25 protein-coding genes and 1 tRNA gene are annotated in these 23,805 nt (G+C 58.6%); 11 read left to right on the forward strand and 15 right to left on the reverse strand.

Annotated features, from left to right (window positions below):
* Positions 1-67 precede the first annotated feature (67 nt).
* Together FGA82_RS25510 and FGA82_RS25515 are read left to right on the forward strand one after the other, a co-directional pair.
* Positions 68-532, forward strand: a complete 465-nt coding sequence (locus FGA82_RS25510; RefSeq protein WP_141129223.1) for an EamA family transporter — start codon at positions 68-70, stop codon at positions 530-532.
* A gap of 116 nt (positions 533-648) precedes the next feature.
* A complete protein-coding gene (locus tag FGA82_RS25515) occupies positions 649-1,299 on the forward strand; it encodes a DUF2625 domain-containing protein (RefSeq protein ID WP_141129224.1) in 651 nt (216 codons plus the stop codon).
* A gap of 65 nt (positions 1,300-1,364) precedes the next feature.
* Here the strand turns inward: FGA82_RS25515 and FGA82_RS25520 are convergent, their stop codons facing one another.
* From FGA82_RS25520 to FGA82_RS25560, 8 genes are all read right to left on the reverse strand, one after another.
* Positions 1,365-2,183, reverse strand: coding sequence for a hypothetical protein (locus FGA82_RS25520; RefSeq protein ID WP_141129225.1), 819 nt, complete (start codon positions 2,181-2,183; stop codon positions 1,365-1,367).
* A 384-nt stretch (positions 2,184-2,567) separates the two neighbouring features.
* A complete protein-coding gene (locus FGA82_RS25530) occupies positions 2,568-2,909 on the reverse strand; it encodes a hypothetical protein (RefSeq protein ID WP_249384287.1) in 342 nt (113 codons plus the stop codon).
* Positions 2,910-3,052: 143 nt separating this feature from the next.
* Positions 3,053-3,541: an HIT family protein gene (locus tag FGA82_RS25535; RefSeq protein WP_141129227.1), complete on the reverse strand. Its 489-nt coding sequence runs from the start codon at positions 3,539-3,541 to the stop codon at positions 3,053-3,055.
* A gap of 136 nt (positions 3,542-3,677) precedes the next feature.
* Entirely contained in the window at positions 3,678-4,700 is a 1,023-nt protein-coding gene (locus FGA82_RS25540; RefSeq protein ID WP_141129228.1) for an XdhC family protein, read from the reverse strand.
* 12 nt (positions 4,701-4,712) lie between these two features.
* Positions 4,713-6,065 (reverse strand): c-type cytochrome, encoded by a 1,353-nt coding sequence (locus FGA82_RS25545; RefSeq protein ID WP_141129229.1) that lies wholly within the window; start codon positions 6,063-6,065, stop codon positions 4,713-4,715.
* A gap of 17 nt (positions 6,066-6,082) precedes the next feature.
* Entirely contained in the window at positions 6,083-8,335 is a 2,253-nt protein-coding gene (locus tag FGA82_RS25550; RefSeq protein WP_141129230.1) for a xanthine dehydrogenase family protein molybdopterin-binding subunit, read from the reverse strand.
* Positions 8,335-8,790: a (2Fe-2S)-binding protein gene (locus FGA82_RS25555; RefSeq protein ID WP_141129231.1), complete on the reverse strand. Its 456-nt coding sequence runs from the start codon at positions 8,788-8,790 to the stop codon at positions 8,335-8,337. Before FGA82_RS25555 ends, FGA82_RS25550 begins: the two co-directional genes overlap by 1 nt.
* A 77-nt stretch (positions 8,791-8,867) precedes the next feature.
* Entirely contained in the window at positions 8,868-9,800 is a 933-nt protein-coding gene (locus tag FGA82_RS25560) for an AraC family transcriptional regulator (RefSeq protein WP_141129232.1), read from the reverse strand.
* Positions 9,801-10,029: 229 nt separating this feature from the next.
* On the opposite strand from FGA82_RS25560, the gene FGA82_RS25565 reads away from it, so the two are divergent.
* The gene (locus FGA82_RS25565; RefSeq protein ID WP_141129233.1) at positions 10,030-11,274 is read left to right on the forward strand and encodes an MFS transporter; all 1,245 of its coding nucleotides are present in this window, start codon (positions 10,030-10,032) and stop codon (positions 11,272-11,274) included.
* A 16-nt stretch (positions 11,275-11,290) separates the two neighbouring features.
* Here FGA82_RS25565 and FGA82_RS25570 read toward each other — a convergent pair whose 3' ends face one another.
* Complete coding sequence (locus FGA82_RS25570) at positions 11,291-11,752, reverse strand: hypothetical protein (RefSeq protein ID WP_141129234.1); 462 nt, start codon at positions 11,750-11,752, stop codon at positions 11,291-11,293.
* A 270-nt stretch (positions 11,753-12,022) separates the two neighbouring features.
* Here FGA82_RS25570 and FGA82_RS25575 point away from each other — a divergent pair, with 270 nt between their 5' ends.
* Positions 12,023-12,424 (forward strand): hypothetical protein, encoded by a 402-nt coding sequence (locus FGA82_RS25575; protein WP_141129235.1) that lies wholly within the window; start codon positions 12,023-12,025, stop codon positions 12,422-12,424.
* Between the two features lie 137 nt (positions 12,425-12,561).
* Positions 12,562-12,924: a hypothetical protein gene (locus FGA82_RS25580; RefSeq protein WP_141129236.1), complete on the forward strand. Its 363-nt coding sequence runs from the start codon at positions 12,562-12,564 to the stop codon at positions 12,922-12,924.
* 265 nt (positions 12,925-13,189) lie between these two features.
* Here the strand turns inward: FGA82_RS25580 and FGA82_RS25585 are convergent, their stop codons facing one another.
* Positions 13,190-14,125, reverse strand: a complete 936-nt coding sequence (locus tag FGA82_RS25585; RefSeq protein ID WP_171057356.1) for an SDR family oxidoreductase — start codon at positions 14,123-14,125, stop codon at positions 13,190-13,192.
* Between the two features lie 169 nt (positions 14,126-14,294).
* Positions 14,295-14,855, reverse strand: coding sequence for a Crp/Fnr family transcriptional regulator (locus tag FGA82_RS25590; RefSeq protein WP_141129238.1), 561 nt, complete (start codon positions 14,853-14,855; stop codon positions 14,295-14,297).
* 253 nt (positions 14,856-15,108) lie between these two features.
* Between FGA82_RS25590 and FGA82_RS25595 the strand changes: the two genes are divergently transcribed.
* From FGA82_RS25595 to FGA82_RS25610, 4 genes are all read left to right on the forward strand, one after another.
* Positions 15,109-15,840: a GntR family transcriptional regulator gene (locus tag FGA82_RS25595; RefSeq protein WP_047294081.1), complete on the forward strand. Its 732-nt coding sequence runs from the start codon at positions 15,109-15,111 to the stop codon at positions 15,838-15,840.
* 133 nt (positions 15,841-15,973) lie between these two features.
* The gene (locus FGA82_RS25600; protein WP_141129239.1) at positions 15,974-17,263 is read left to right on the forward strand and encodes an MFS transporter; all 1,290 of its coding nucleotides are present in this window, start codon (positions 15,974-15,976) and stop codon (positions 17,261-17,263) included.
* Positions 17,264-17,291: 28 nt separating this feature from the next.
* Positions 17,292-18,122, forward strand: a complete 831-nt coding sequence (locus FGA82_RS25605; RefSeq protein ID WP_141129240.1) for an amidohydrolase family protein — start codon at positions 17,292-17,294, stop codon at positions 18,120-18,122.
* 90 nt (positions 18,123-18,212) lie between these two features.
* A complete protein-coding gene (locus FGA82_RS25610) occupies positions 18,213-19,589 on the forward strand; it encodes a GntP family permease (RefSeq protein ID WP_141129241.1) in 1,377 nt (458 codons plus the stop codon).
* A 319-nt stretch (positions 19,590-19,908) separates the two neighbouring features.
* On the opposite strand, the gene FGA82_RS25615 is transcribed toward FGA82_RS25610, so the two are convergent.
* A tRNA-Ser gene (locus FGA82_RS25615) sits at positions 19,909-19,996 on the reverse strand.
* 122 nt (positions 19,997-20,118) lie between these two features.
* Between FGA82_RS25615 and FGA82_RS25620 the strand changes: the two genes are divergently transcribed.
* Complete coding sequence (locus FGA82_RS25620; RefSeq protein ID WP_008081508.1) at positions 20,119-20,790, forward strand: Bax inhibitor-1/YccA family protein; 672 nt, start codon at positions 20,119-20,121, stop codon at positions 20,788-20,790.
* An 87-nt stretch (positions 20,791-20,877) separates the two neighbouring features.
* On the opposite strand, the gene FGA82_RS25625 is transcribed toward FGA82_RS25620, so the two are convergent.
* Both FGA82_RS25625 and FGA82_RS25630 read right to left on the reverse strand, forming a co-directional pair.
* The gene (locus FGA82_RS25625; RefSeq protein ID WP_007915447.1) at positions 20,878-21,207 is read right to left on the reverse strand and encodes a YceK/YidQ family lipoprotein; all 330 of its coding nucleotides are present in this window, start codon (positions 21,205-21,207) and stop codon (positions 20,878-20,880) included.
* 58 nt (positions 21,208-21,265) lie between these two features.
* Complete coding sequence (locus FGA82_RS25630) at positions 21,266-21,703, reverse strand: Lrp/AsnC family transcriptional regulator (RefSeq protein WP_064118307.1); 438 nt, start codon at positions 21,701-21,703, stop codon at positions 21,266-21,268.
* A gap of 138 nt (positions 21,704-21,841) precedes the next feature.
* Here FGA82_RS25630 and FGA82_RS25635 point away from each other — a divergent pair, with 138 nt between their 5' ends.
* Positions 21,842-22,735, forward strand: coding sequence for a DMT family transporter (locus FGA82_RS25635; RefSeq protein WP_141129242.1), 894 nt, complete (start codon positions 21,842-21,844; stop codon positions 22,733-22,735).
* Between the two features lie 3 nt (positions 22,736-22,738).
* Here FGA82_RS25635 and FGA82_RS25640 read toward each other — a convergent pair whose 3' ends face one another.
* Positions 22,739-23,779 carry an FUSC family protein gene (locus tag FGA82_RS25640; protein ID WP_171057357.1) on the reverse strand — a complete coding sequence of 347 codons (1,041 nt, stop codon included), beginning with the start codon at positions 23,777-23,779 and terminating at the stop codon, positions 22,739-22,741.
* Between the last annotated feature and the right edge of the window lie 26 nt (positions 23,780-23,805).

Below are 23,805 nucleotides of genomic sequence, written 5' to 3' on the forward strand. Positions count from 1 at the left end.
GCCATGTTGGATGTCGGCATATTTCTCTAGTACGAGCACTGAGGCTCGGCTCCGGGAAATGTCTGACATGCAGAAGAAACATCTTTTACTCGCCGTTCTGGTGACGGCTGTCTGGGGATTGAGCTTCCCCGTGACCAAGCTCGGCCTTGCCGACATCGATCCGCTGTTGCTGACCGCGTTGCGCTTCACCTTGGCCGGCTTGCCTTGGGTGTTTTTTGTCGAGCGGCCACGTGTTGCGTTCCGATGGCTGGCCGCTTACGGGATGATTTTCGGTGTTGCCATGTGGGCCCTGATCAATCTTGGCATCGCTTGGGGGTGGAACCTGTTGTTGCGCGAGTATCCGGTCTCACACGTTGCGCCGTTGTCACTGTTGATCCCGGTGTTTGGCATCGTTGGTTCGATGATCATTCTTGGCCAGAACCCTGGCCTGTCCAATTGGGCGCTGATCCTGTTGGTTCTCAGTGCGCTTGCGCTGGGCTCGGGGAAAGTCCAGGTGTTGCTGGTGCGCCTGCGTGGAAGCGCTCAAGGTTGAACGATTACATCAAGGTCAGCCGGTAAGACACGCTGAAAAAATACCTGAGTCAAACCAATCAATCGGGTGTGTAGCCGCAGCCGTTACAATCACGCTTTTTTCCCAAGGATCGGCAAATGAAAAGCCTGGAAGACCTGATAGATCACCGCGACCCTGCGTTGCCCCTCATTGAAAAGATGCTGGGAGAAACCTCGCTGGACGTTCAGTTACTGCCACCATCCTCTGAAAATACCAGGGTGCTGTCCGGCCTTCAGGTATCGACCCGATCGACGTTGGGCTCGATCGCCTACGACACCGGCGGGCTTCTTATCGATCATGGCTGGCTGCGCGTGCTTGGCTCTGGACATCCACAGTTGCCGAGAAATCTGCTCGACTGGAACGCCGGACGTGCAGAGGGTTATCTGCTGGTCGCCGACGATGCTGCTGGAGGGTTCTTTGCCATCAACGGCGGCGGCCTGGGCGACGACGCAGGTGCGATGTACTACTGTGCACCCGACACGTTGCGCTGGGAACCGTTGGAGATTGGGTATACCGATTTTCTGGGCTGGGCCTTGAGCGACAACCTTGCAACCTTCTACGACGGTCTGCGTTGGGAAGGCTGGCGCAGTGACATGGAAGCACTGAAAGCCGATCAGTGCTTTTCATTCTTTCCGTTTCTCTGGACTCAGGAAGGCTCAATTGCGCAGAGCAACCGTACGATGGTCAAGGTGAGTGAACAATTCGAGGTCAACGTCGAGTTGGCCGGCAAACTTGCCGGTGAGGCGTAGTTGCCTATCAACGGACTGCCCTCGTTTTGAACGACATGGGTGATTGCAAACGCCCGGAAGCCGCCTTATGGCTTGGTCCCTGTAGCGGCGCCGGATGCGGGCGTCGCGGCAGGCGTTGAAGTCGGGCTCGGCGCCGCTTTATCCGGTAACAACGCTTTCATCCTTTCGACGGATACGCTGTCAATGGCAGCAAACCGCTTATCGATGGTTTGCCAGCCGAGGTACAGAAAAAACGCCGCCAGAATTGTCGGAACCACCAGGCTGGTATTTGCAGCAATCCATAGCCATTGTGCGTTCCGCCGTTTCGAATTGTCGGGGTAAGGCGCACCAAGTGGCGTCTGCATGTGGCGGGGAGCACCGAACGCCTGAATCAGACCCACGCTGGGATGAATCGATAGATTCGCCTGATTCACAATGTCGGACCATTCTCCGTAATACTCCTCGTGTCTTGAATGTAAGGCTTCTCTAAAAGCGATTGGCACATACGTCTGCAGAAACGCTTCAAAGTATTCGAAGTGACCTTCGAATAACGTAACCAGCGCATCGAGCGGTTCGATAGAAACCGACACGTCTATGCTGTTGTAGGAAATATCGTTAACTCGAACTATGAGCCGATCGGCAAGCCTCGCACGCTCAGAGTTCTCTACCATGTCTCCCCGCGAAACCAGTGATTTGATCCAGTGCTTCAGTCGAAGAGGAAAATCACGTCTGATTCGCGACTCCATTGCTTGTCGAGTCAACTCAGTGGATGAATTGCGATCATAGTCCCTCGCAGCGCTCAGGAAGGGTTCCCAGAAAACCGCCGCTTTTGACTGATCGTGACCTTCCTTCTCCTCTCGATGGGACAGCACGACTTGGAATGAATTGTCCTTTTCGCTGCGCATAAAGCGCTCCCTATGGCGTTTTGATGTCTCACTATAGCCGGCGACCGGCGCGGGTTAATTTTTTTTCTCCGCCGGTATCGCACAACGTTCCTTTCAGCCGGACCTGACGCGCAGGCGTACCGTGTCATGCTCGCGCCAGATGCGGTGTCTACTGCATCAGCATCAAACTGCGCCAAACGATGACAGTTGTCGCGACAGGCGCAGCATCCGACTGCGGCGCCGCCGGTGTCTGCGATTTTGGCGACGAGACCTCGTTCAACCCGCAGGGTAACGGCTTCAACAGTAGAAGCTGTTCAGCGAATGGCCAACTGCTGTCGATCTCGAATGGCGGCAAAAGGCCGGTTGAGTCCACTACCCGAAGCGGACATCGGCGGGACGTTTCGACTAGCTGAATCGACGCTCATACAGGGTGACGTGATGAGGAAACAGCTCGCCATAGTGTGGATGTGGAATGCCGAAAATGTTCACTTCGATGCACGGTGGCGCGAGCTCTTCGGAGTAATCCAAGATGGCCAGACCCGCACATGGAATGACCAGACCCGCCTCGGTCTGAACAGAAAGATCCAGAACGGTCTGGTCATGATGGTTCGTGGAGCACTGGTTCTGGATAGTTGTGTACCCATCGGCAGGTTCGAATTGACCGAAAACAACGCCCATCGAGGGATCTCCGTAATCGAGCGCCGAGTAGCCCACCAAAACCAGTCCGCTATAAATTGAAAATCGCATTATGAGAACGCCTGTTTTTGTGATGTATTAGACGCAAGCGCGGAATATCGCTTGGCTAATCCTTAAGCGAGGGTGAAGCAGTTGGGCTACCGCTCCTGGACGAAAGCGGCCACTCTCCCAACTACCTCGATCCTCTACTCAAATCAGTCCGACAGGAATGCACGACGAAGGTCTTCGATCACTTCCGCAATTGCTTTACCTTCAACCTTCGGCGGTATCGGATTTTCCCCAAATTCTCGCCAGATAAACAACGTCAGCTCTGCACCGTCAGTCGCTGACACCCCACCTTGCGCATAGGCAAACGTTTCCAGTGCCCGGTACCGATCGTCCTTCCAGAACAGGTCTTCGACCCAGGCGTAGACGGGTATGAAATGAAAGTGGATGGGTAATCCCGGCTCATGCCCAAAACGACTGATGTAGAGGCGTTTGGGTTTCAACTGCCGCTCGATAACCTGCTGAGTCCTGGCGAGCAAACCTCCCAACTCGGCCAGGGCATCAAGCGATAACTCAGCCAGCGACGTGGTGTCGATCTTCGTCCCCAGCATCAGATAGCCCGGGAGCGCGCTTGCCAAGTGGTGGTTGATTATCCAATGGTCGGTTTCATGAACAATGAAGTGCGGGGCAATTTCCATGTGCCGTACGTCCCGAAGCAATTGAGGCGCCAGAGTAACAAAAGCCCATCAGGATGCCTGCGTCATCTGCTCGATCGAAATCTGATAGTGCGGCTTGCCGCAGACCTCGCAACAATCGGATCTTGCAACTACAGATCTAGGACGTCGAGGGCGCCCATTCGATGGCATGTTTAGCCTGGGCGATGCTGAGTTCACTCGGCAAGTTTGCGCCGTTCTTGGCTGCAAGAATCTCGGCCATCACGCTGACGGCGATTTCCGCGGGCGTCTTGCTGCCGATGTAGACGCCGATCGGTCCGTGCAGGCGCTGAAGTGACGCCTCGCTTTCACCAAAATGCTCGATCAGGCGTTCGCGGCGCAGCTGGCTGTTGCGCCGCGAGCCGATGGCGCCGATGTAAAACGCCGGGCCGTGAAGGGCTTCGAGCAGGGCCAGATCGTCGAGTTTGGGGTCATGGCTCAAGGCGACGATGCAGGTGCGCAGATCGACCGCGAAGTCGCGGACCACATCATCCGGCATGCCGACGATACGTTCCACTCCATCTACCGCCCAGGTCTCGATGTACTCGGGACGCGGATCGCACACCGCCACTTTGAAACCGTTGAACAAGGCCATGGTCGCCAGATACTCGGCCAGAGCGCCGGCACCGATCATCAGCATCCGATAGCCCGGCCCCAAGGTGTTGAGCATCTGCGCGCCATCGAAGCTGAACTGTTCCGGCGTCGCAGTCGGTTCGAGCATGACTTGACCCGACTCCAACGTCAGGCGACGGCGAACCAGTTGCCCGGCGTCCAGTTGCACCAGCAAAGCGTCGAGTGACTGCCACGCCGGGTTGAACTCAAGGATCAATTCAAGCGTGCCACCGCATGGCAAGCCAAAGCGATGCGCTTCATCGGCGCTGACGCCATAGCGCACCCCTTGCGGCGCGCTGTCGCTAAAAGCGCTGCCGCCATGGGCCGTGGTGTAGCGATGGATCAGATCGTCTTCGATGCAGCCGCCGGACACGCTGCCCACCACGCGACCATCGTCACGCAACGCCATCATCGACCCCGTCGGACGCGGTGAAGAACCCCAGGTGCGCGCCACCGTGGCGAGCAACACACGCTCGCCAGCGGCGAGCCAGTCCCGCGCGGTGCGCAAGACCAGCAAGTCGATGCTTTCCATCAGTGTCTCCTCTTAGCGCATCTGCAGGATGATCGGGCTGCTGCTGGCCGGATCGGTGTGCTCACGCAGTTTGCCCACGGTCTGCGCATCGACAGCGCTGGCCTGATTGCCCCAGGTGCTGCGCATGAAGGTCAGCACGTCGGCGATCTGCTGATCTGACAGCTGCTCGCGGAAGGCCGGCATGCGATAAGCGTCCGGTACGCCAGCCGCGACGACACGCTGCGAACCATTCAGGGTGATGTTGATTGCCGAAGCGCTCTCCTTGGCCAGTGCCGAGGTGGCGCCCGCCAGCGGCGGCATCCATTCAGGTTGACCCTTGCCGTCCAGGCCGTGGCACGAAGCGCAGCGCGTCACGTAGGTATGCGCACCGGGCGAGTCCAGACGTTGCGCTGCCGAAACCGCTTGATACTGCCACGGCGCGCCGTCCCGTTCGCGATCCCCGGGAAGCGACTTCAGGTAGTGGGCAATCGCGCTCAGATCGTCATCGCTCATGAACTGCGTGGAGTTGTTGAACGCTTCGGTCATCGAGCCGTAGACCACCGCGTGCTGGTTACGACCGGTCTTGAGGAACTGCACGATCTCTGGTTCGCTCCAGCGGCCCAGCCCGGTGTTGTGGTCATCGCGCAGGCTCGGCGCGTACCAGCCATCGAGCAAGGCGCCGGCGAGGTACGGTTTACCGGTGTCATCGAGTGCCTTCTCGTTGAACGCCAGGCCGCGCGGCGTGTGGCAACTGCCGCAGTGCCCGGCGCCCTGAACGAGGTAAGCGCCACGGTTCCACTGTTCATCCTGCGACGGTTTGGCTACGTAGGGTTCGGCGTCGACAAACACGCCGTTCCACAGTGCAATCGGCCAGCGCAGGTTCAGCGGAAACGGAATCGCACTGGGGATGTTCGCCTGTTTGACCGGCGCCACGCCTTTCATGAAGAACGCATACAGCGCACGCACATCATCGTCACTGAGCTTGGCGTAGGACGGGTAGGGCATCGCCGGGTACAAACGGCGACTGTCGGGGGCCATGCCGTGACGCACCGCTCGGTCGAAGTCCGCCAGGCTGTAGTGGCCAATGCCGGTGTCCGTGTCCGGGGTGATATTGGTCGCATGGATCGAGCCCAGCGGCGTGGCCATTTCCAGGCCGCCGGCGAATGGCGCGCCGTCCGGCACGCTGTGACAGGCCACGCAATCGCTGAGCCTGGCGACGTATTCGCCACGGGCGACCAGTGCCGGGTCAATGCCGGCCACGGCGATCTGATGGGTTTCCAGGCGCGAGACGGGCTCGCGGGTGACATACCAGGCCAGCAGGCCTGCCGCGACCAGGCACGGCACTGCCAGCCAGCCAGCGGTTCTTGCGAATCGGCTGTTATTCATGGACGCTCCGGCGCTGATCAAGTGAAGGTGTGTCGGCTCATGGGCAGGCTACGCACCCGCTGACCGGTTAGCGCCGCCACTGCGTTAGCGACGGCGGGCGCGACCGCAGGCAGCGGCGGTTCACCGATGCCACCCATTTTTTCTCCACTCTCGACCACACGCACATGGACCCGGGCCATCCGCGCAGGCGGCAGGATCGGATACAAGTCGTAGTTGCGCGCCCGGGGTTTGCCATCCACCCACACGGCTTCCTCCACCAGCGTTTGCGACAGTCCCAGCGCCACGGCGCCATTGACCTGGGCCTCGACAATCGCCGGGTTGACGATGCTGCCCGGGTCAATCGCCTGCCAGATGTCATGCACCTTGACCTGACCGTTCTCGATAGAGACCTCGGCGATCACCGCCGTCTCTGTACCGAACGGTGAAGCCATGGCCACACCGCGCGCACGTTTGCTGCCGTCCTCGGCGGTAAACGGCCCGCGCTTCCAGCCGCCGGACAGTTCACCCACCGCTTGCAGCAGCGTGGTCAGGCGTTGGTTGTCACGCAGCAGATGCAGACGCAGGTCGAACGGGTCTTTGCCACCCTTGTCGGCCAGTTCATCAAGGAACGATTCATAGAAGAAGTCATTGAGCGAATTGCCCACCGAACGCCAATAACCGAGCATCGCCGGACCTTTGACGTAGATCTGCGCGATGCGCTTGTTGGGGATCGAGTAGGACTTGCCAGACAAGCCTTCAAGCGCCGTCGGGTCGAGTTTCTCACCTTGCTTGCCGGCGAGGGCTTCGGTCGGGCCTTCGGTGGCACTGATCGCTTCGATTGCCAGCGGCCAGCCGTCGTTGTCCAGCGCGGCACGGAAGTTCACTGCAGCAACCGGGCGCAGCACGTCACGCAGGAACTCTTCTTCGCGACTCCAGATCAGTTTGACCGGCCGGCCAACCGCTTTCGCCAGCGCAATCGCCTGGGGATAGGGACTGGCCGAGTCGTAGAGGAAATGCCGGCCAAAAAAACCGCCCAGCAGCGGCGAATGCAAGGTGATGCGTGAAAGATCGAGGCCCGTACGCTTGGCGATGTCCGCGCGGTACATGTCCGGCGCCTGATTCGGTAACCAGACTTCCAGCGAACCGTCCGGGTTGAATCGGGCCAGTGCTGAAGGGGGCTCCAACTGCCCGTGGTTCAGGTATTGGTTGTGGTAAGTGGCGTCGATCCGGGTCTTGGTTTCCTTGAGGATCGACGTCACGTCGCCTTGGTTTTCATCATCTTTGGCCGGGCCTTTATCTTCAGCGAGGCGCTTGAACCAGGCATCGCTGGAAAAGTCGGCGGGCATCGGCCGAACCTGGCTGTCGGCCGTTGGCTCTTGCCAGTCGACCTGGATCGCCTCGACCGCACGTTTGGCGTGCCACCAGCGCTCGGCGAGCACCGCCACGGCACCCGGCAGACGGTGCACGGAATGCACGCCTTTCATTGCCTTGACCTGATCTTCGTTGCGCAGATTGCCCACGGTCATTCCCAGTCGCGGGGCATGTTGAACAGCAGCATGGAGCATGTCGTCGACCTTCAGATCGATGCTGTACAGCGCTTTGCCCGTGGACTTGTCGTAGGCATCGAGGCGCTTCACCGGTTTGCCGATCCAGCGGAACTGGCTCGGATCACGCAGCTTCACAGAGGCCGGATCAGGAACCGGCAGATCCATCGCCCGCTCGGCCAGTTCACCGTAGGCCAGCGAGCGGCCCGACTTGGCATGCACGACTTTGCCGGGCTCGGTGCTCAACTCGCTGACTGGCACGCCAAGTTGTTGCGCGCCCGCCTGCAGCAGCATGGCGCGGGCGAGGGCGCCGAGGCGGCGCATGACCGGGTAGCTCATGCGCACCGACATGCTGCCGCCGGTGATGCGCATACCGTTTTCCAACACCACGTAGGCTTCACCGGGCGGTGCGGCTTCGACCAGAAAGGTCGACGGGTCGGCATCCAGTTCTTCACCGACAATCTGCGCCATCGCGGTGAACGTGCCTTGCCCGCCTTCCATGAACGGGCAGAGCAGACGCACGCGGTTGTCCGGGCGGATCTCGAGAAACGCCGGGACCTGCGTGCCGCGCTCGGCCGTCGCTGCCGCAACGGCAGCTTGCACGCGTGTCGCACCCAGCGGCAGGCCGAAACCGAGCACCAGTGCGCCGACGGCGGTCCCGGTCAGAAAACGCCTGCGCGATACATTGATTGGTTCGTGCAGATCCAGTGCTGAGGCTTGCAGTGAAGGGTCGATACGAACGTTCATCACGCTTCCCCCTTGCCGGCAAGCTCATGCATGGCGGCATGAATCGCGTTGTAAGTGCCGCAGCGGCACAGATTGACCATCGCCGCCTCGATCTGCGCATCACTTGGCTTGGGGTTCTGTTTAAGCAGTGCGGTGGCCGCCATCACCTGCCCGGACTGGCAGTAGCCGCACTGCGCGACCTGCAGATCGACCCAGGTCGAGACCACTCGCTTGCCCACGTCATCGCTTTCGATGGCCTCAATGGTGGTGACCTCGCGGCCAACCACACCCGCCACCGGCGTGACGCAGGAGCGCACCACATTGCCGTCCACCAGCACTGAGCAGGCACCGCATTGCGCCAGGCCGCAGCCGTACTTGGTGCCGGTCATGCCCAGATCATCGCGGATCACCCACAGCAAGGGCGTATCGGCGTCGGCATCGACCTGATAGGTCTTCTGGTTGATTCGTAGTTCCATGGTTCACCCGCTGATCATCGGTTGACGTGCATTGTTATGTTCAGTGACACGCGGCGAGGCGCATCAGCGTTTTTCGTTCAATTCGCTACTGTGCCGAGGGCTTCTGCCTCGAATGGCTGCCCGCGCAGGAGGGCGATGTCACGACTTGGCGCGGTGCCGAACAGGCGGCCATATTCGCGGCTGAACTGCGAAGGACTTTCATAGCCGACCGCAAACGCCGCCCGCGAGATGTCCAGGCGATCGACCAGCATCAGTCGACGCGCTTCGTTCAGCCGCAGCCATTTCTGGTACTGCAGCGGGCTCATGCCGGTGAGCTGGCGGAAATGATGGTGAAAGGTCGGCGCGCTCATCTGCACTCGCGCGGCCAGGTCGTCGATGCGCAAGGCATTGGTGTAGTTGACCTTGAGCCAGTCAATCGCCTTGGCGATGCGGTAACCCTGACCATCGACGGCAGTAATCTGCCGCAGCCGTGTGCCTTGATCGGTATGCAGCAGCCGATAGTGGATTTCCCGCAGAATCAGCGGCGCCAACACCGGGATCGCCTCGGGTTCATCCAGTAATGCCAGCAGGCGATCAAGCGCGCCTTCCAGCGCAGACGACAGGCTGCCAATCGCGGCGCCCGTGCCCGTCGATGGCTGCCGCTTGGCCGGCAAACCACTCCTGGTGATGACCTCGGCGAGCATGCTGACATCCAGTTTCAGTACGAGGCCGACACAGGGCTGTGCGGGACTGGCGAGCATCACCTCGGAGTTGGCGGGCAGATCCAGTGAGGTGACCAAAAACCGCGAAGGGTCATAGCTGTAACCCTCGCCACCCACCCATAAGCGCTTTTCACCACGACCGACGAGAATCAGGCTGGGTTCGATCATGCACACCACGGGCGCCGCCGGCTGGTCGCGACGAAACAACGACAAGCCGGGGATGGCCGTGGCGAAGTCACCCGGTGCGCTCACGCGCGGGTCAATGTTCAACGCCAGCGGTGATTCATGGCGCAGTGGGGTATCGATCATGGCGGGTCACTCCTGTTGACCGAACACTAATCCGCGCGCGAGACGTTTCCTATCCATCACCCTGCATCCTCAGAGGATCAGGCAAGCATTCAAGAGGAATGCGCTAGGGAAGGGGCGGATTGACCGGGAGAATGTGTCTATCTGTTACAGGGGCAGTGCCCGGATGGGCAAAAAACTGCTTGCCCCTGCGCATCACATCCACAGGTTTTTCGCATCACAGGTAGTTCCCATGACGTTTCCTTCTACAGATCCCTCTAAAAGAACAGGCGGCTGGAGCGCCGTGCTGGCGATGTCGTTGGCCGCATTCGCTTTGGTCGCTTCAGAGTTCATGCCGGTCAGCCTGCTGACGCCGATTGCGGCAGACCTGCACATCACCGAAGGTCAGGCCGGGCAGGGCATTTCCGTGTCCGGTGCCTTTGCATTGATCACCAGTCTGTTGATTGCCTCGGTCGCCGCTCGCGTCGAACGCAAGAAGCTGCTGCTGGGCCTTACCTTGCTGATGATCGTCTCTGGTACGGTCGTCGCGGTCGCGCCGGGCTACCCGTCATTCATGTTCGGGCGTGCGTTGATCGGGATTGCGATTGGTGGTTTCTGGTCATTGTCGGCGGCGACCGCAATGCGTCTGGTGCAGCCTGCACAGGTTTCGCGAGCGCTGGCTATCGTCAATGGCGGTAACGCGCTGGCGACGGTCATCGCCGCTCCGGCGGGGAGCTTTCTCGGCTCGCTGATCGGCTGGCGTGGTGCATTCTTCTGTGTGGTTCCGGTCGCGGTGCTTGCCGCCGTCTGGCTGCTGATCAGCCTCCCATCCTTCAAGGCTGAGCGCCATGCCGGTAGCGGCAACGTTCTGCGCCTGATGAAGCAGCCGCCGGTAGCCTTGGGCATGGTCGCCGTCAGCGTTTTTTTCATGGGCCAGTTCATGCTGTTCACCTACCTGCGTCCCTTTCTTGAGGGTGTGACTGGCGTCAGTGTCTCAACCTTGTCCTTGATGCTGCTGGGGTTGGGACTGGCCGGTTTTATCGGTACCTTTCTGATCGAAAGGTTTATGGGGCGCGGCCTCTACCGCACGTTGACCATCATCCCGCTGATCATGGCGGCCATCGCGCTGGCCTTAGTGAGCTTCGGCAAATCACCGCTGCTGACCGCCGTGTTGCTCGGCCTCTGGGGACTGGTTGCCACCGCCGCGCCGGTCGGCTGGTGGACATGGCTGGCGCAGACGCTTCCGGATGATGCCGAGGCCGGAGGCGGCTTGCTCGTCGCCATTGTCCAGCTGGCGATCGCCGGAGGCGCAATCATTGGCGGTCTGGCTTTTGACCTGAGCGGATACAAAGCCACGTTCGAGCTCAGTGCTGCGGTCCTGGTCGCCGCGTCTGTGCTGGCCTGGCTGGCGGGGCGCAATGCCACGGAAGTTCACCTTGTCGAACCGGCAGCTCATTCGAGCGCTGTTTCCGGCGATCCGGAGTCGCGATTTGTCTGATCGAGCAGAAGGCTGCTCAATGCGCCAATGACGGTTGGGTCGCGACCGAGACAGTGAAGACCACGACAAACAGCGCGACGACTCCCCAGAACATCACCATGACTGTCAGCAGGACGACCTTAAGGCCTTGATAAAGCCTGCGCAGCCAATGGCCTTCGGGATTTGCGTCTGCGCGGGTTTTGAGTACGCCTTTCAAATAAAAACCAAGGAGCGCCAACAGCGCGCCATCGATCGCCAGCGCAGGTAGACCGGCTAGGGGGAAAATGCTTTCCCACCGATAGAAAGAAGACCGGCTCAGAAAGACCACATAACAAGTCAGGCTGCCATAGGGCAGGGCTCTCCACCATTTACCGGCCAACGCCCCGACCATCAGGCACATGATCACCATGAACGGGCTGAGAAGAATATGGAGCATCCACTCCAGTACGTTGGGGAAGTAGTCCGGGGAATGGATGCTGCGCCAGAGGTGTTCCAACATTGTTCGGGTTCCTGCCTTCTAGGGAGTCATTGCTGCTGCGGTGCTTCCATGCTGCTGGACGCTATCGGCGTGTTTTCGGGTTACATAAGGGGTGGTGTGTGAATTGGGTGTTGTATGAAGCGGCGCCGAGGGGTGAACAGGCAGTTTGCATAGAAAACCTCAGTCGCGGTGCGGGAGCTTTCGGCCAAAAGCGGACGATCAATCAGGAGTTGTAACAAAGAGTTGTCCGCCATTTAATGAGTGATCGAACATCAGGTTGATTAACCGAAAATGAGTAAATTGGGTTGCACATGTGGTCATGTGATTACCGATCAGACCGACGGCTTGCCCTATAAGGCGAGCCTGCTTCGCGACGAGGTAGAAAATGAATTTTGGGATGAGGTGCACCGTGAACTCAGACCTCTGGTAGAGGCGGCGGAGTCCGGAGACAAGGCTGCGATCGCCGATGCATTTGGCGAGTTTTCACCCTGGTTCAGCGCTGCTGACAAGCTGCAAGACCGGATATCCAGCCTCTACATTCACCGAATGTCGAGCGCCTACGAGTGCCAGAACTGTGGACGCCTTTGGGTGCAAAAATATGACAGTGAAAGATTTGTTTCCTATGTCCCTGAGGAAGGCGCATATGGCGCAATCCTGGCAGTAGCATCAGGAGGATCTGAAAATCTGAATTAAGCGTTTGCAATTGGTCGGAAGCGGAGATTGCAATCGGCAGCAGTCGGCCAAGAGCGGACTTTTGTAGCAGGTTCCCCTTGTAAGGAAAGTCTCAGGACGTCAGCATAAATCCCACAGACATCCTCAAATAGGGACATATGCGTAATTTCCTTTCAGTGCTTCTTATGGGTGTTAGCACCTTTGCGGTCGCCGGTTACGATCTACATATCAGTCGCAAGGATTTTTGGGCTGACGACTTCGGTCCCAAAATCACCTTCGACGAATGGCAAGAACATTTGAAAACCGACCCAGAGGTCATCAGGGATGTTGCCAATAGCCCACAAGACTTTATGGTCTCCATACCTGGAGAGTCATTTCCGCTCTGGTATCGCTCAGATCTTGGTGAGCTGTATACAAAAAATCCGACTGACAAGGCGATCTCCAAACTCGAAGAGATGGCTCGCAGTTTGAACGCGAGAGTTCAGGGTGATGATGGTGAGTTCTATCCAGCAGCGCCTTGAATATGCACACCTGTCCGGTGGTTGAACACGGCGAATTGTGGTCATTAAATATGTCTGCTTGAGTCGAAAGCGGTTATTCCCGAACGTCAGCTTCTGGCCGGAAGTTGACGGTCATGAGCGGCAGCTAACGGCCAGAATCGGTCTGTCGCAGCTGTCTGCGTCCGCCCCATAGATGCCCTTAGCGAAGAGCAGCTACCGACCTAAAGCTGCTGGTCTGGGGTGCATTGGCGAGAAACAAGCAAAGGGGACACTCGACGCCCAGGGTCTATTCGCCCTTGGTCATTTCAACTCTCCCCATCTCCAACGCTCCGCTGAGTTGCACTGCATTTAGTACACGGGCGGGAAGGATAGTGAAAAGGGCTGCCAGTAGACCGTGTCGCCAGTGGCCATGAGATGCGAGTGTGTGGCCTAAATGAGACAGTGCTGCGCTGGCAGCCATTTCTGGTGTAATGGTGATGGCAGCAGGTTCTGTGCCTGCTGCCATAGCTGTCGCCATGACGGTGGGCTGGAAGGACAAAACGTCGAGTTGATCTGAATACTCAAATGCCAGCGGAACAGTGAGATGATCAACGAAAGCCTTGCAGGCTCCATAGATCTGCGTACCCGGCCAATAAAAGCGCCCCACTATGGAGCCTACGTTAAGAAGTGCTGCACGTCTTCCCGTCGAGGAGGCGTGCCTGAGGAGTCCAGGCAGCAACGTATGGGTCACGATAGCGGTGGTACTGACATTCACTGCCAGCAAACGGCGTAGAGTGGCAGTCGGCACATCCGCATAACGCCGATGTACTGTGGTGCCTACACAGTTGATCAGCACCGAAAGATCAACATCCTCTGCGGCGGCGGCCAGTGCTTGATAGGTGTGTGGGGCCGAATCCGACAGGTCAAGCGCGACAGTTCGAACTTGAACACCCAACTCATGCAACTCGCTCTGGAGGCGGTCAAGTTTGGACTGGGTACGTGCTGCCAAGATCAGGTTAAAGCCGCAGTGTGCTAATTCGCGGGCGAAAGCTCTGCCCAAACCGTCGCTGGCACCAGTGATGAATGCCCAGCTCCCTTGACCGTAGCGCTTGGCTAAAGATTGGCCGTTGAATCGCGCTGGTAGCCAGAGGTAGATCCAAAGCCACCGTGCTAGCTTGACCATTGCCCAAGTCAGAAGTGCTGCGCCGGAAATCTGCAGTACAGCCAGTAAATTCAATGCCATCGAGGTACCTCCAGAAGTGGATGGATGCTTGAAAAGTCTCATCACTACTGTGGTAACTAAGGGTAGGGGGATGTTTCGAAACATCAGCCCGTTAGCTGCCGGAGATTGGCCAGAGCAGTGGTGAAGGCCAATCGTGCTTCTCTGGCGTTATGTTGTCATTTACATATGTTCAGATGCCGGTTTTGTCTGCGCTCGCTTTCAGCTTTCGTCGAATTCGGCTCAAGTGAACTGGGGTCACCCCCAGATAACCTGCAAGCACGTGCATGGGGATTCTTGCCAATCGATCTGACTGAGTGGAGAGCATGCCCAGATATCGTTCTGTAGGGGTTTGCGAGATGGCACTGGTGTAGAGCTTGATGTAGTCGGCCAGTCGCAACTGCGTGAGTGCCAGCAACTGAGTCTGCAAGATTGGTTTCGACAGGATCTGCGCCAGAACGGTGTCCCGGTCTAGCACGCACAGGTGGCACGCTTCCATCGTGATAATTTCCAACTCGCTTGGACAGCCGCTAACCAGGCTCTCCAGAGAGCTAACGACCTCACCCTCAAAAAAGAATTGGACGCTGATATCCATACCTTCTGGGTCGCGCACGCAGATCCGCACTGCACCAGCTTTGATGAGGTAGAGGTTTTTAGCGAAGTCACCCGACCGTAATAGAGCATGGTTGGCCTCTATGTGGAGGTCTTTGCCGAACGTTAGGAAGAAGTCGCCTAGGACAGTGTCTAGTTTCATGAACGCAGTATCGCACAAGGATTGGGTGCGCCGGTGTCGACAGGCCGCTTCTGGCCGATAGCTGTCGCTCCTGACCGTGCGCATTCGGCCAGAATCTGACATTGCCGGCGAAAATCCGCATGTCTATGAGAAGGGCAGTGGGGCAGCCATTCGTCAGCAGGACGAAAAGCCCCTCCTTGACAGGCAACTTATCTGGGCAAATACTCGGCGCAAGATTCATATAGATGACTAGATAACAAGGTGAATAAAGTCGATGAATTCTTTATCCAGTGATGCCCGACTGCCGCTGTACCAACGCCTGCGTGACCAATTGGCTGAGCAGATCGCCAATAATCGCTGGCGTCCGGGGGAGGCGATCCCTACTGAAGCGGCGCTGTCTGCCGAATACCAACTGTCCACCGGCACGGTGCGCAAAGCGATTGATGCGTTGGTCAGTGAGGGCATTCTGGAGCGTCAGCAAGGGCGAGGGACGTTCATTCGCCGGGCGCAGTTTCAATCCTCATTGTTCCGTTTCTTCCGATTCCAGACTGTTTCCGGTGAGCGCCAGGTCCCGGAGAGTCGCATCCTCTCGATCGAGCCCGTTGCCGCACCTTCGGCCGTAGCGCAAGCGCTGGGGTTGCCCGCCGATGCGCCGGTCATTCGTATTGTCCGTGTGCGTCTGCTCGATGTTAAGCCGGTGCTCGCCGAAGAAATCTGGTTGCCCCGCCAGCGGTTTCAGGCGCTGCTGGAGATCGACCTCAGTCGCGAAGGGCCGCTGCTGTATCCGATCTACGAAGAAGTGTGCGGACAGGTTGTTGCATCGGCCGAAGAAACGCTGACCGCTGAATCGGTGAATGACGTGCATGCCCGATTGCTGCAGGTAGCGGTCAACAGTCCGGTGATCGTGATCGAGCGTTTGGCCCGCGATTACGCGGGTAGCCCGCTGGAATGGCGTCGCTCGCGCGGCCATGCGGAGCACTTCCGCTACAGCGTGGATATTCGCTGACGCCTGCCTGCGTCGCGGAGCGTTCTGCGGCGGCTAGATCGCCGCCCGATTTCTGTTTGTTTGCCAAAGCTGACCCTGTCGCGTTGCGGTTGGCTGTCGGCTGCCTTGCGTAACACCTATAAGGATAAGAATCATGTTCAGCTGGTATCGCCAAGTCACTCCTCGGGAGCGCAAAACGTTTTGGGCCTGCTTCGGCGGATGGTCGCTCGACGCGTTGGAAGTACAAATGTTCGGTCTGGCGATTCCGGCGCTGATTGCCGCGTTCGCGCTGACAAAGGGCGATGCCGGATTGATCAGCGGCGTTACCCTCGTCACCTCGGCACTCGGTGGCTGGGTGGGGGGGACGTTGTCTGACCGTTATGGCCGTGTGCGCACGTTGCAGTTGATGATTTTGTGGTTCTCGTTCTTCACCTTTCTCTCGGCCTTCGTCACGGGCTTCAATCAGCTGTTGGTGGTCAAAGCGCTGCAGGGTTTCGGGATTGGCGGGGAGTGGGCGGCCGGCGCGGTGCTGATGGCCGAGACGATCAATCCGCACTATCGCGGCAAGGTCATGGGCACTGTGCAAAGTGCCTGGGCGGTGGGTTGGGGCCTGGCGGTCGGGGTGTTCACTCTGATCTACACCTGGGTGCCACAGGACATGGCCTGGCGTGTGATGTTCCTTGTCGGGTTGCTGCCGTCGTTCCTGATCATCTGGGTGCGTCGTAACGTTGAGGAGCCGGACAGCTTCCAGCGTCTGCAAAAAGACAACGCCATCCCGCAGAGTTTCTTCAAGTCGCTCGCCGGCATTTTTCGCCCGGAACTGATTCGCGTGACCCTGTTTGGGGGGCTACTGGGACTGGGCGCGCACGGTGGCTATCACGCGGTAATGACCTGGTTGCCGACCTTCCTCAAAACCGAGCGCAATCTGTCTGTGCTGAACTCGGGCGGCTATCTGGCGGTGATCATCATCGCCTTCTGGTGTGGTTGTGTGGCCAGCGGCTATTTGATCGATCGCATTGGCCGTCGTAAAAACATTGTGCTGTTTGCCTTGTGCTGCGTGGTCACGGTGCAGTGCTACGTATTTTTGCCGCTGACCAATACGCAGATGCTGTTCCTTGGGTTCCCGTTGGGGTTCTTCGCCGCCGGTATTCCGGCCAGTCTGGGAGCGCTCTTCACCGAACTTTACCCTGCCGATGTACGCGGCGCCGGCGTTGGCTTTTGCTACAACTTTGGCCGGGTGCTGTCCGCTGTATTTCCATTCCTGGTCGGGCACATGAGTGACTCCATGTCGCTGGGTTCGGCGATTGGTATCGATGCCGGGATCGCCTACGGCGTGGCGGTGCTTGCCGCACTTTGCCTGCCTGAAACCCGGGGCAGCGACCTTGAAGCCAATGCCACCTCCGTTAAGGCCGGTATCAACGGCAATCAACGTGCTCGGGCGTGATGATCCTAACCTTCAGTAGATAAAACCCATGTCAGATACCCGCCCCAAGTCGATCACCGGCATCGACTCCCATGCCCATGTGTTCAACCGTGATCTGCATCTGATCGGTGCACGGCGCTACACCCCTGAGTACGACGCCACGCTTGACCAGTACCTTGAGCATTTGCAAACGCATGGTCTGAGTCACGGTGTATTGGTGCAACCAAGTTTCCTTGGCACCGACAATAGCTACCTGTTGGCGGCGTTGAAGCAAGCGCCGCAGCAGTTGCGCGGTGTGGTGGTGCTGGAGCCAAGCGTCAGTCGTTCTACCTTGAATGACATGGCTCGACTGGGCGTGGTCGGCGTGCGCTTGAACCTGATCGGCAAGGCGTTACCTGATTTTCGTGATAGTGCCTGGCAAGGGTTTTTCAGCGATATCGCTGATCTCGACTGGCATGTCGAGTTGCACCGGGAAGTCAAGGATCTGCCGGGCCTGATCCAGCAATTGACGCCGTTCGGCCTGAAGTTGGTGATCGATCACTTTGGGCGGCCGGACGCGAATGCGGGTCTCGATCAGCCCGGGTTTGGCGAGTTGCTTGAGGCCGGATCGAAAGGTTCGATCTGGATCAAGGTATCGGGAATCTATCGCTTGGGAGGTGCGCCACAACAGAACATTGATTTCGCTCGAAGGGCATTACCGTTGCTGGAACAAAGCTTCGGCCTGCATCAGTTGGTATGGGGCAGCGACTGGCCGCATACGCAGCATGAGCAAAGCATCGGTTTCGCCACCGTCGTCGACCAGTTGCAAGCCTTGGAACTTTCGGCGCAAGCCAGCGACTCGCTGCTGGTGCAAGCGCCTCGAAGGTTATTCGGTTTTTAGAAAGTCGAACGCTGAAACTTGGCCGTTGCAGATGCCATTCATCTCACCCACTTACAAGAATTTGGGCACCAGCCCAACCGAGAACCTTTCATGACTCCCTTAGATATAGATCTGTTACTGACCGCATTGATCAGCGTCCTGGTGCTGGTAGCGCTGATCGTCTCGCGCCTCAAAATGCACCCGCTGCTGGCTTTGCTGGTAGTTTCCGTCGGTGTAGGCTTTGCAACCGGTATGGAGCCAGATGGCATCGTCTCCCACTTGGTCACCGGCGCCGGCAAGACACTGGGGGCAGTGGGGGTGGTCATCGCGCTGGGGGCGATGCTCGGTAAAATTCTTGCTGACGCCGGCGTCACCGAGCAGATTGCTGCCGTCATCCTCAAGCGCACATCGGATCGGATGATTCCGTGGGCGATGATGATGGTCGCGTTTGTGATTGGCATTCCGATGTTTTTCGAGGTCGGCCTGGTGATCATGCTGCCGCTGATCTTCAGCGTGGCGCGCAAGCTGGAAAGTCAGGCGCGCTTCAAGGGTTCAGCGTATGTCTATGTGGGCGTTCCGGTGATTGCCGCACTGGCCGCCATGCACGGTATGGTCCCGCCGCACCCTGGCCCGTTGACGGCCATCGCCGCGCTGAAAACCTCGGTCGGGCCGACCATGCTCTATGGTTTCCTGGCAGCTATCCCGGCCATGATTTTAGGCGGCCCACTGTATGGCGCATTCATTTCCCCGCGCATGAGCACTCGGCCAGATCAGGTGTTGCTGGATCAGTTCACCCTGGCTGAAAAAGCCGACGATAAACCAAGCCCCTCCGTATACCTTGGCGTGCTGGCAGCCTTGCTGCCGGCGATCCTGATGCTGATCCATGCCGTCGCCGAGATGGTATTGGCCAAGGACAATGCGCTGCTGAAAATGGCCGGTTTCCTCGGCAATCCGCTGATAGCGATGCTGCTGGGCGTGCTGTTCGCCGGGGCCAGTCTGGTACTCGCGCGCGGCGGCGATGCGGGGCAATTGCGCGAATCGCTGGGCAAGAGCCTCAAGCCAATCGCCTCGATCATCATGATCATCGCCGGCGGCGGTGCCTTTCAGGAACTGCTGACCAGCGCCAAGGTGGGCGATGCGATTGTGCACCTGACTCAGCAGTCGGCGTTCCCTCCGCTGATCCTCGGTTGGTTGATCGCCATGTTGCTTTCGGTATCTACCGGTTCCGCCACGGTAGGTATCGTGGGGGCTGCCGGCTTGCTGGCGCCGCTTGCCGGTGCTGATCCCAGCCTCAACCTGCCGCTGCTGGCCTTGTCCATTGGCTGCGGCTCGCTGTTCTTCAACTACGCCAACCATGCAGGTTTCTGGATGGTGAAGGAATCCTTCGGCATGACGATGGGCGAAGCCACCAAGACTATTTCGGTGGTGCAATCGATCGTCGCCGTGGTCGGTTTGATTGTGGTGTTGCTGTTGAACGTGGTCGTGTAATGACCTGAGGCGGCGTCAAATCAGGACGCCGCCATCTGTGAAACCCCTTATTGGCCGTCGATCAGGCGCGGCAGTTGCAGCGGATTGGACTCGCGCAGTACCTCACCGACCGCTTTTGGCCGAATGAAGGCGGTCGTGAGCGGCAGCTATTAGCAGAAAGTTGTCTGTTGAAGACAGCCACATCTCTCATCATGTCAAGGTCGAACGAGTGATGTCGGAAGAGTAGGGTTGCGGAAATGATCGAGAGAGGGAGGAACAGAATTTCTAAATGCAAGAAACGACAAAGCCCTGAATAATCAGGGCTTTGTCGTACATAAGATGGCGGAGGCGATGGGATTCGAACTCATGGACCTGTTACAGTCGACGGTTTTCAAGACCGTTGCCTTAAACCACTCGGCCACACCTCCGTTGCGTTGCGGGCGCCATAATACCTGAATGAAACACACTGTCAAACTCTCTGCATGGCTTGTTACAGAGCGTCTGTTATGATCTTTGCGACTGAACGTTTCAAACCAACAGGAGTGTCGCCATGCGCGAACAGGATTACGCAGTTAATAACAGCGTGCAGGCTGAGCAGCTAGAGGTTAGCCGCGTCCTGCGCAACACTTATGGCCTACTGGCTCTGACCCTCGCATTCAGCGGCGTCATGGCTTTCGTCGCTCAGCAGATGCGCGTTGGCTACCCGAACATTTTCGTGGTGCTGATCGGCTTCTACGGGCTGTTCTTCCTCACCAACAAGCTGCGTGATTCTGCGTGGGGCCTGGTGTCCGCTTTTGCGCTGACCGGTTTCATGGGTTTCCTGCTCGGCCCGATCCTCAACCGTTACCTGGGCATGCAGGGCGGCGCTGAAGTGGTCAGCTCGGCATTCGCGATGACCGCGCTGGTGTTCGGTGGCCTGTCGGCCTACGTGCTGATCACCCGCAAGGACATGAGCTTCCTCGGTGGTTTCATCACCGCTGGTTTCTTCGTGTTGCTGGGTGCAACGCTGGCGAGCTTCTTCTTCCAGATCAGCGGCCTGCAACTGGCGATCAGCGCAGGTTTCGTGCTGTTCTCGTCGGTGTGCATCCTGTTTCAGACCAGCGCCATCATTCACGGCGGCGAGCGTAACTACATCATGGCGACCATCAGCCTGTATGTATCGATCTACAACCTGTTCATCAGCTTGTTGCAGATCTTCGGCATCATGAGCCGCGACGACTGATTGCTGACTGTGAAATAACGAAAAACCCGCTTCGGCGGGTTTTTTGTTGTCTGCTGGAAAGCTGAATGAACATATGCCCGAAGCGGGTCAATTGATCACGATGCTGCCGTCAGTCTGCTGTTTGTAGACGGTGTAGGGCAGCAACAGCGTGTCGAGTGCCCCGGACACCACGGCATCGATCAACACCACGGGAATCGCGGCGTTTTTGTAATCGTCGGCATCAACGCCCTTGCCCAGAGGCGCATGCAGGCTGCAAAAGTCGTAAGCGAGGCCGCTGTAAATCCTTGGCACCGCCCCGCAATAACTTTTCTGCTCCTTGAGGCTGTCCACCGCAGCCTGATCACTGCGCACCACGGTCTGTACGGTCCCGCAACCGGCAAGCGTCAACGCTGCCAGCACCATTGCCTGAAATCTCATTACCGCCAATCCATCGCCGGAAAAACCTCAATCTACGCCAAACGTGCGGAAAAAGCATTTAGGCCATCGGCGGCAAACGGCGCTTGACCGGCGTCTTCTTGACGATCGCGGTGTTGGTTTCTGCCAAGGTATTGAGGCGGTCGAGCAGGGTGTCCAGTTGCTCCATCGAGCGCACATGCAGGCGCGCGATAAAGCAGTCTTCGCCCGTCACCTTGTCGCACTCGGTGAACTCGGGAATCGCCAGAATCTGCCGCTCGACTTCCTGCAATTGCCCCGGCAATGGCCGCACCCGGACGATGGCCTGCAATTGGTAACCAAAGCATTTCGGATCGATCTCCACGGTATAGCCCTTGAGCACACCGCGCTCTTCCAGTCGACGCAAACGCTCGGCCACGCTTGGTGACGACAGTCCACTGATTTGTGCCAGGGCTTTGAGCGAGCGCCGTGAATCCTCCATCAATGCGCCGATGAGGATCTGATCAATATCGTCAGTCATGAAAAAACTCCAGCATTAGGCAATTGATGAAAACTACCCACGATAAAAAAGGCAGATTGCGAGTTTAGCCTGCTTTTTGCTCTGGAGCGCCTGCGGGTTCGCTTGCCATACTTTTCACACACACTCAGGAGATTGATGATGGACAACACACTCCGGCGCGGCTCATTTGAAATGACCGCTGCCATGCTGATATCCGGGACAATCGGCTGGTTCGTGCTGGTCTCCGGGCAACCGGTGCTCGACGTGGTGTTCTGGCGCTGTGTATTCGGGGCCGGCACCTTGCTGCTGATCTGTGCCGCTTTCGGCTTTCTGCGCCCGGGCATCCTGACCCGCACCACATTCCTGCTCGCAGTGCTGAGCGGGATGGCGATTGTCGGTAACTGGGTGTTGTTGTTTGCCTCGTATTCCCGCGCCTCGATTGCCATCGGCACGGCGGTGTACAACGTGCAGCCGTTCATGCTGGTCGGGTTGGCGGCACTGTTTCTCGGCGAAAAAATCACTTTGCAGAAGCTCTTCTGGCTGGCGATTTCGTTCATGGGCATGTTGGCGATCGTCAGCGCCCATGGCACTCAGGGCGAGAGCGGCAATGACTATCTGATGGGCATCGCGTTGGCGTTGGGTGCGGCGTTTCTGTATGCGATTGCCGCGCTGATCATCAAACGCCTGACCGGCACGCCACCGCATCTGATCGCGCTGATTCAGGTATGCACCGGGATTTTGCTGTTGGCGCCGTTCGCGCATTTCAGTGCGCTGCCGCAAGCGCCAAGTGCCTGGGCCAGTCTGGTGACGCTGGGCATCGTCCACACCGGTTTGATGTATGTACTGCTGTACGGCGCGATTCAGAAATTGCCGACGGCGTTGACCGGCGCTCTGTCGTTCATCTACCCGATGGCGGCGATCTTCGTTGACTGGTTCGCGTTCGGCCATCGCCTGGAAACCCTGCAATGGGTCGGCGTGGCGGCGATCCTGCTGGCTGCCGCCGGGATGCAACAGGGCTGGGGCCTGAAGAGCCGGCGACTGGCCGCGCAGTAACCCTCAGATGTTCCAGCGCGGTGCGGTTTTCGCCAGGCGCTGGCGCATCTCGGCGATGTTCGTCGCCAGTTGCCGGGTCAACAGTCGGTAGCCATCCAGCGCACTGTAAACGGGCGCATCGAGGCTGGCCTCCGGCAATTCCAAAGGCCTGTCCAGGCGTTGCGAAGCGCCGGTTTTCAACGCTCGGGCCATGCCGATCAGTTGCACGCGAATCTGCCGATGCTCGGCCTTCAGCGCTGATTGCAGATGGGCCATGGCTTCTGGATCATTGGCATCCGGTCGCGTGTTGCCGAGGATTTCCAATGTGCTGATGCACATGCGCAGATTGCGTTGAATCGCGTCGAGTTCGGTCATGGAAATCTTCACTTCCTTGGACACCGACGGCATCAGCGAGCGCAACTGGACCATTACCGCGCCGAGTCGGCCCATCAGTTTCAAATGCTCATCGGCGCTGACCGGTTGGCCGCTGATGATGCGTCCGTACACGGTGGCGCAATCGCGCAGGGCATCGGCGAGGTTGTAGCGCCACGAATACACCGCATACAGCGGCAGGGCAAAAGAGAAGGCCAGGGCGAGGGCAATGCCGATGAGGATGTCGACGCCGCGCCACAACCCATCGGTGATCGGATTGTCGCCATGCCCGGCAACAATGAACACGGTGATCGCCGAAAGCAGGGCGGTGTACCCACCCTTGCCGATGGCGTGATAAGAGAAGAAACCGCAGACCACCGCCATCGCAAAATACGTCAGCCACGGCATGCCGAGCCACGCCTGCTGCGCCACCAGCAGCAAACCGACGCAGGCACCGATCAACGTGCCGGTGGCGCGCTCGGCGGCTTTCTTGCCGATGTTGCCATGGTGCTGCAAACCACCGATCACCACCAACATGGTCACCGAGGCCCATTCGCCGTGTGGCAGGTTGATGCCGGTGGTCAGCAGGATCGTTGCCAGTAACCCGAGGGCCACGCGTACCGCATGAATCAGCCGCGCGTGCCGGTAACGTCGATAAGGATCAAGCAACGGACGCAGGACACGACGCAGCAAGGGTGGTAATCGGTGGGTGCTGTAAG

Origin of the sequence: Pseudomonas fluorescens (genome assembly GCF_005938625.1) — a bacterium.
GTDB classification, from domain to species: domain Bacteria; phylum Pseudomonadota; class Gammaproteobacteria; order Pseudomonadales; family Pseudomonadaceae; genus Aquipseudomonas; species Aquipseudomonas fluorescens_BD.

Coding starts and splice junctions, on each gene's coding strand:
- FGA82_RS25510 (WP_141129223.1), top strand. CDS start 68: ATGCAGAAGAAACATCTTTTACTCGCCGTTCTGGTGACGGCTGTCTGG.
- FGA82_RS25515 (WP_141129224.1), top strand. CDS start 649: ATGAAAAGCCTGGAAGACCTGATAGATCACCGCGACCCTGCGTTGCCC.
- FGA82_RS25520 (WP_141129225.1), bottom strand. CDS start 2,183: ATGCGCAGCGAAAAGGACAATTCATTCCAAGTCGTGCTGTCCCATCGA.
- FGA82_RS25530 (WP_249384287.1), bottom strand. CDS start 2,909: ATGCGATTTTCAATTTATAGCGGACTGGTTTTGGTGGGCTACTCGGCG.
- FGA82_RS25535 (WP_141129227.1), bottom strand. CDS start 3,541: ATGGAAATTGCCCCGCACTTCATTGTTCATGAAACCGACCATTGGATA.
- FGA82_RS25540 (WP_141129228.1), bottom strand. CDS start 4,700: ATGGAAAGCATCGACTTGCTGGTCTTGCGCACCGCGCGGGACTGGCTC.
- FGA82_RS25545 (WP_141129229.1), bottom strand. CDS start 6,065: ATGAATAACAGCCGATTCGCAAGAACCGCTGGCTGGCTGGCAGTGCCG.
- FGA82_RS25550 (WP_141129230.1), bottom strand. CDS start 8,335: ATGAACGTTCGTATCGACCCTTCACTGCAAGCCTCAGCACTGGATCTG.
- FGA82_RS25555 (WP_141129231.1), bottom strand. CDS start 8,790: ATGGAACTACGAATCAACCAGAAGACCTATCAGGTCGATGCCGACGCC.
- FGA82_RS25560 (WP_141129232.1), bottom strand. CDS start 9,800: ATGATCGATACCCCACTGCGCCATGAATCACCGCTGGCGTTGAACATT.
- FGA82_RS25565 (WP_141129233.1), top strand. CDS start 10,030: ATGACGTTTCCTTCTACAGATCCCTCTAAAAGAACAGGCGGCTGGAGC.
- FGA82_RS25570 (WP_141129234.1), bottom strand. CDS start 11,752: ATGTTGGAACACCTCTGGCGCAGCATCCATTCCCCGGACTACTTCCCC.
- FGA82_RS25575 (WP_141129235.1), top strand. CDS start 12,023: ATGAGTAAATTGGGTTGCACATGTGGTCATGTGATTACCGATCAGACC.
- FGA82_RS25580 (WP_141129236.1), top strand. CDS start 12,562: ATGCGTAATTTCCTTTCAGTGCTTCTTATGGGTGTTAGCACCTTTGCG.
- FGA82_RS25585 (WP_171057356.1), bottom strand. CDS start 14,125: ATGGCATTGAATTTACTGGCTGTACTGCAGATTTCCGGCGCAGCACTT.
- FGA82_RS25590 (WP_141129238.1), bottom strand. CDS start 14,855: ATGAAACTAGACACTGTCCTAGGCGACTTCTTCCTAACGTTCGGCAAA.
- FGA82_RS25595 (WP_047294081.1), top strand. CDS start 15,109: ATGAATTCTTTATCCAGTGATGCCCGACTGCCGCTGTACCAACGCCTG.
- FGA82_RS25600 (WP_141129239.1), top strand. CDS start 15,974: ATGTTCAGCTGGTATCGCCAAGTCACTCCTCGGGAGCGCAAAACGTTT.
- FGA82_RS25605 (WP_141129240.1), top strand. CDS start 17,292: ATGTCAGATACCCGCCCCAAGTCGATCACCGGCATCGACTCCCATGCC.
- FGA82_RS25610 (WP_141129241.1), top strand. CDS start 18,213: ATGACTCCCTTAGATATAGATCTGTTACTGACCGCATTGATCAGCGTC.
- FGA82_RS25620 (WP_008081508.1), top strand. CDS start 20,119: ATGCGCGAACAGGATTACGCAGTTAATAACAGCGTGCAGGCTGAGCAG.
- FGA82_RS25625 (WP_007915447.1), bottom strand. CDS start 21,207: ATGAGATTTCAGGCAATGGTGCTGGCAGCGTTGACGCTTGCCGGTTGC.
- FGA82_RS25630 (WP_064118307.1), bottom strand. CDS start 21,703: ATGACTGACGATATTGATCAGATCCTCATCGGCGCATTGATGGAGGAT.
- FGA82_RS25635 (WP_141129242.1), top strand. CDS start 21,842: ATGGACAACACACTCCGGCGCGGCTCATTTGAAATGACCGCTGCCATG.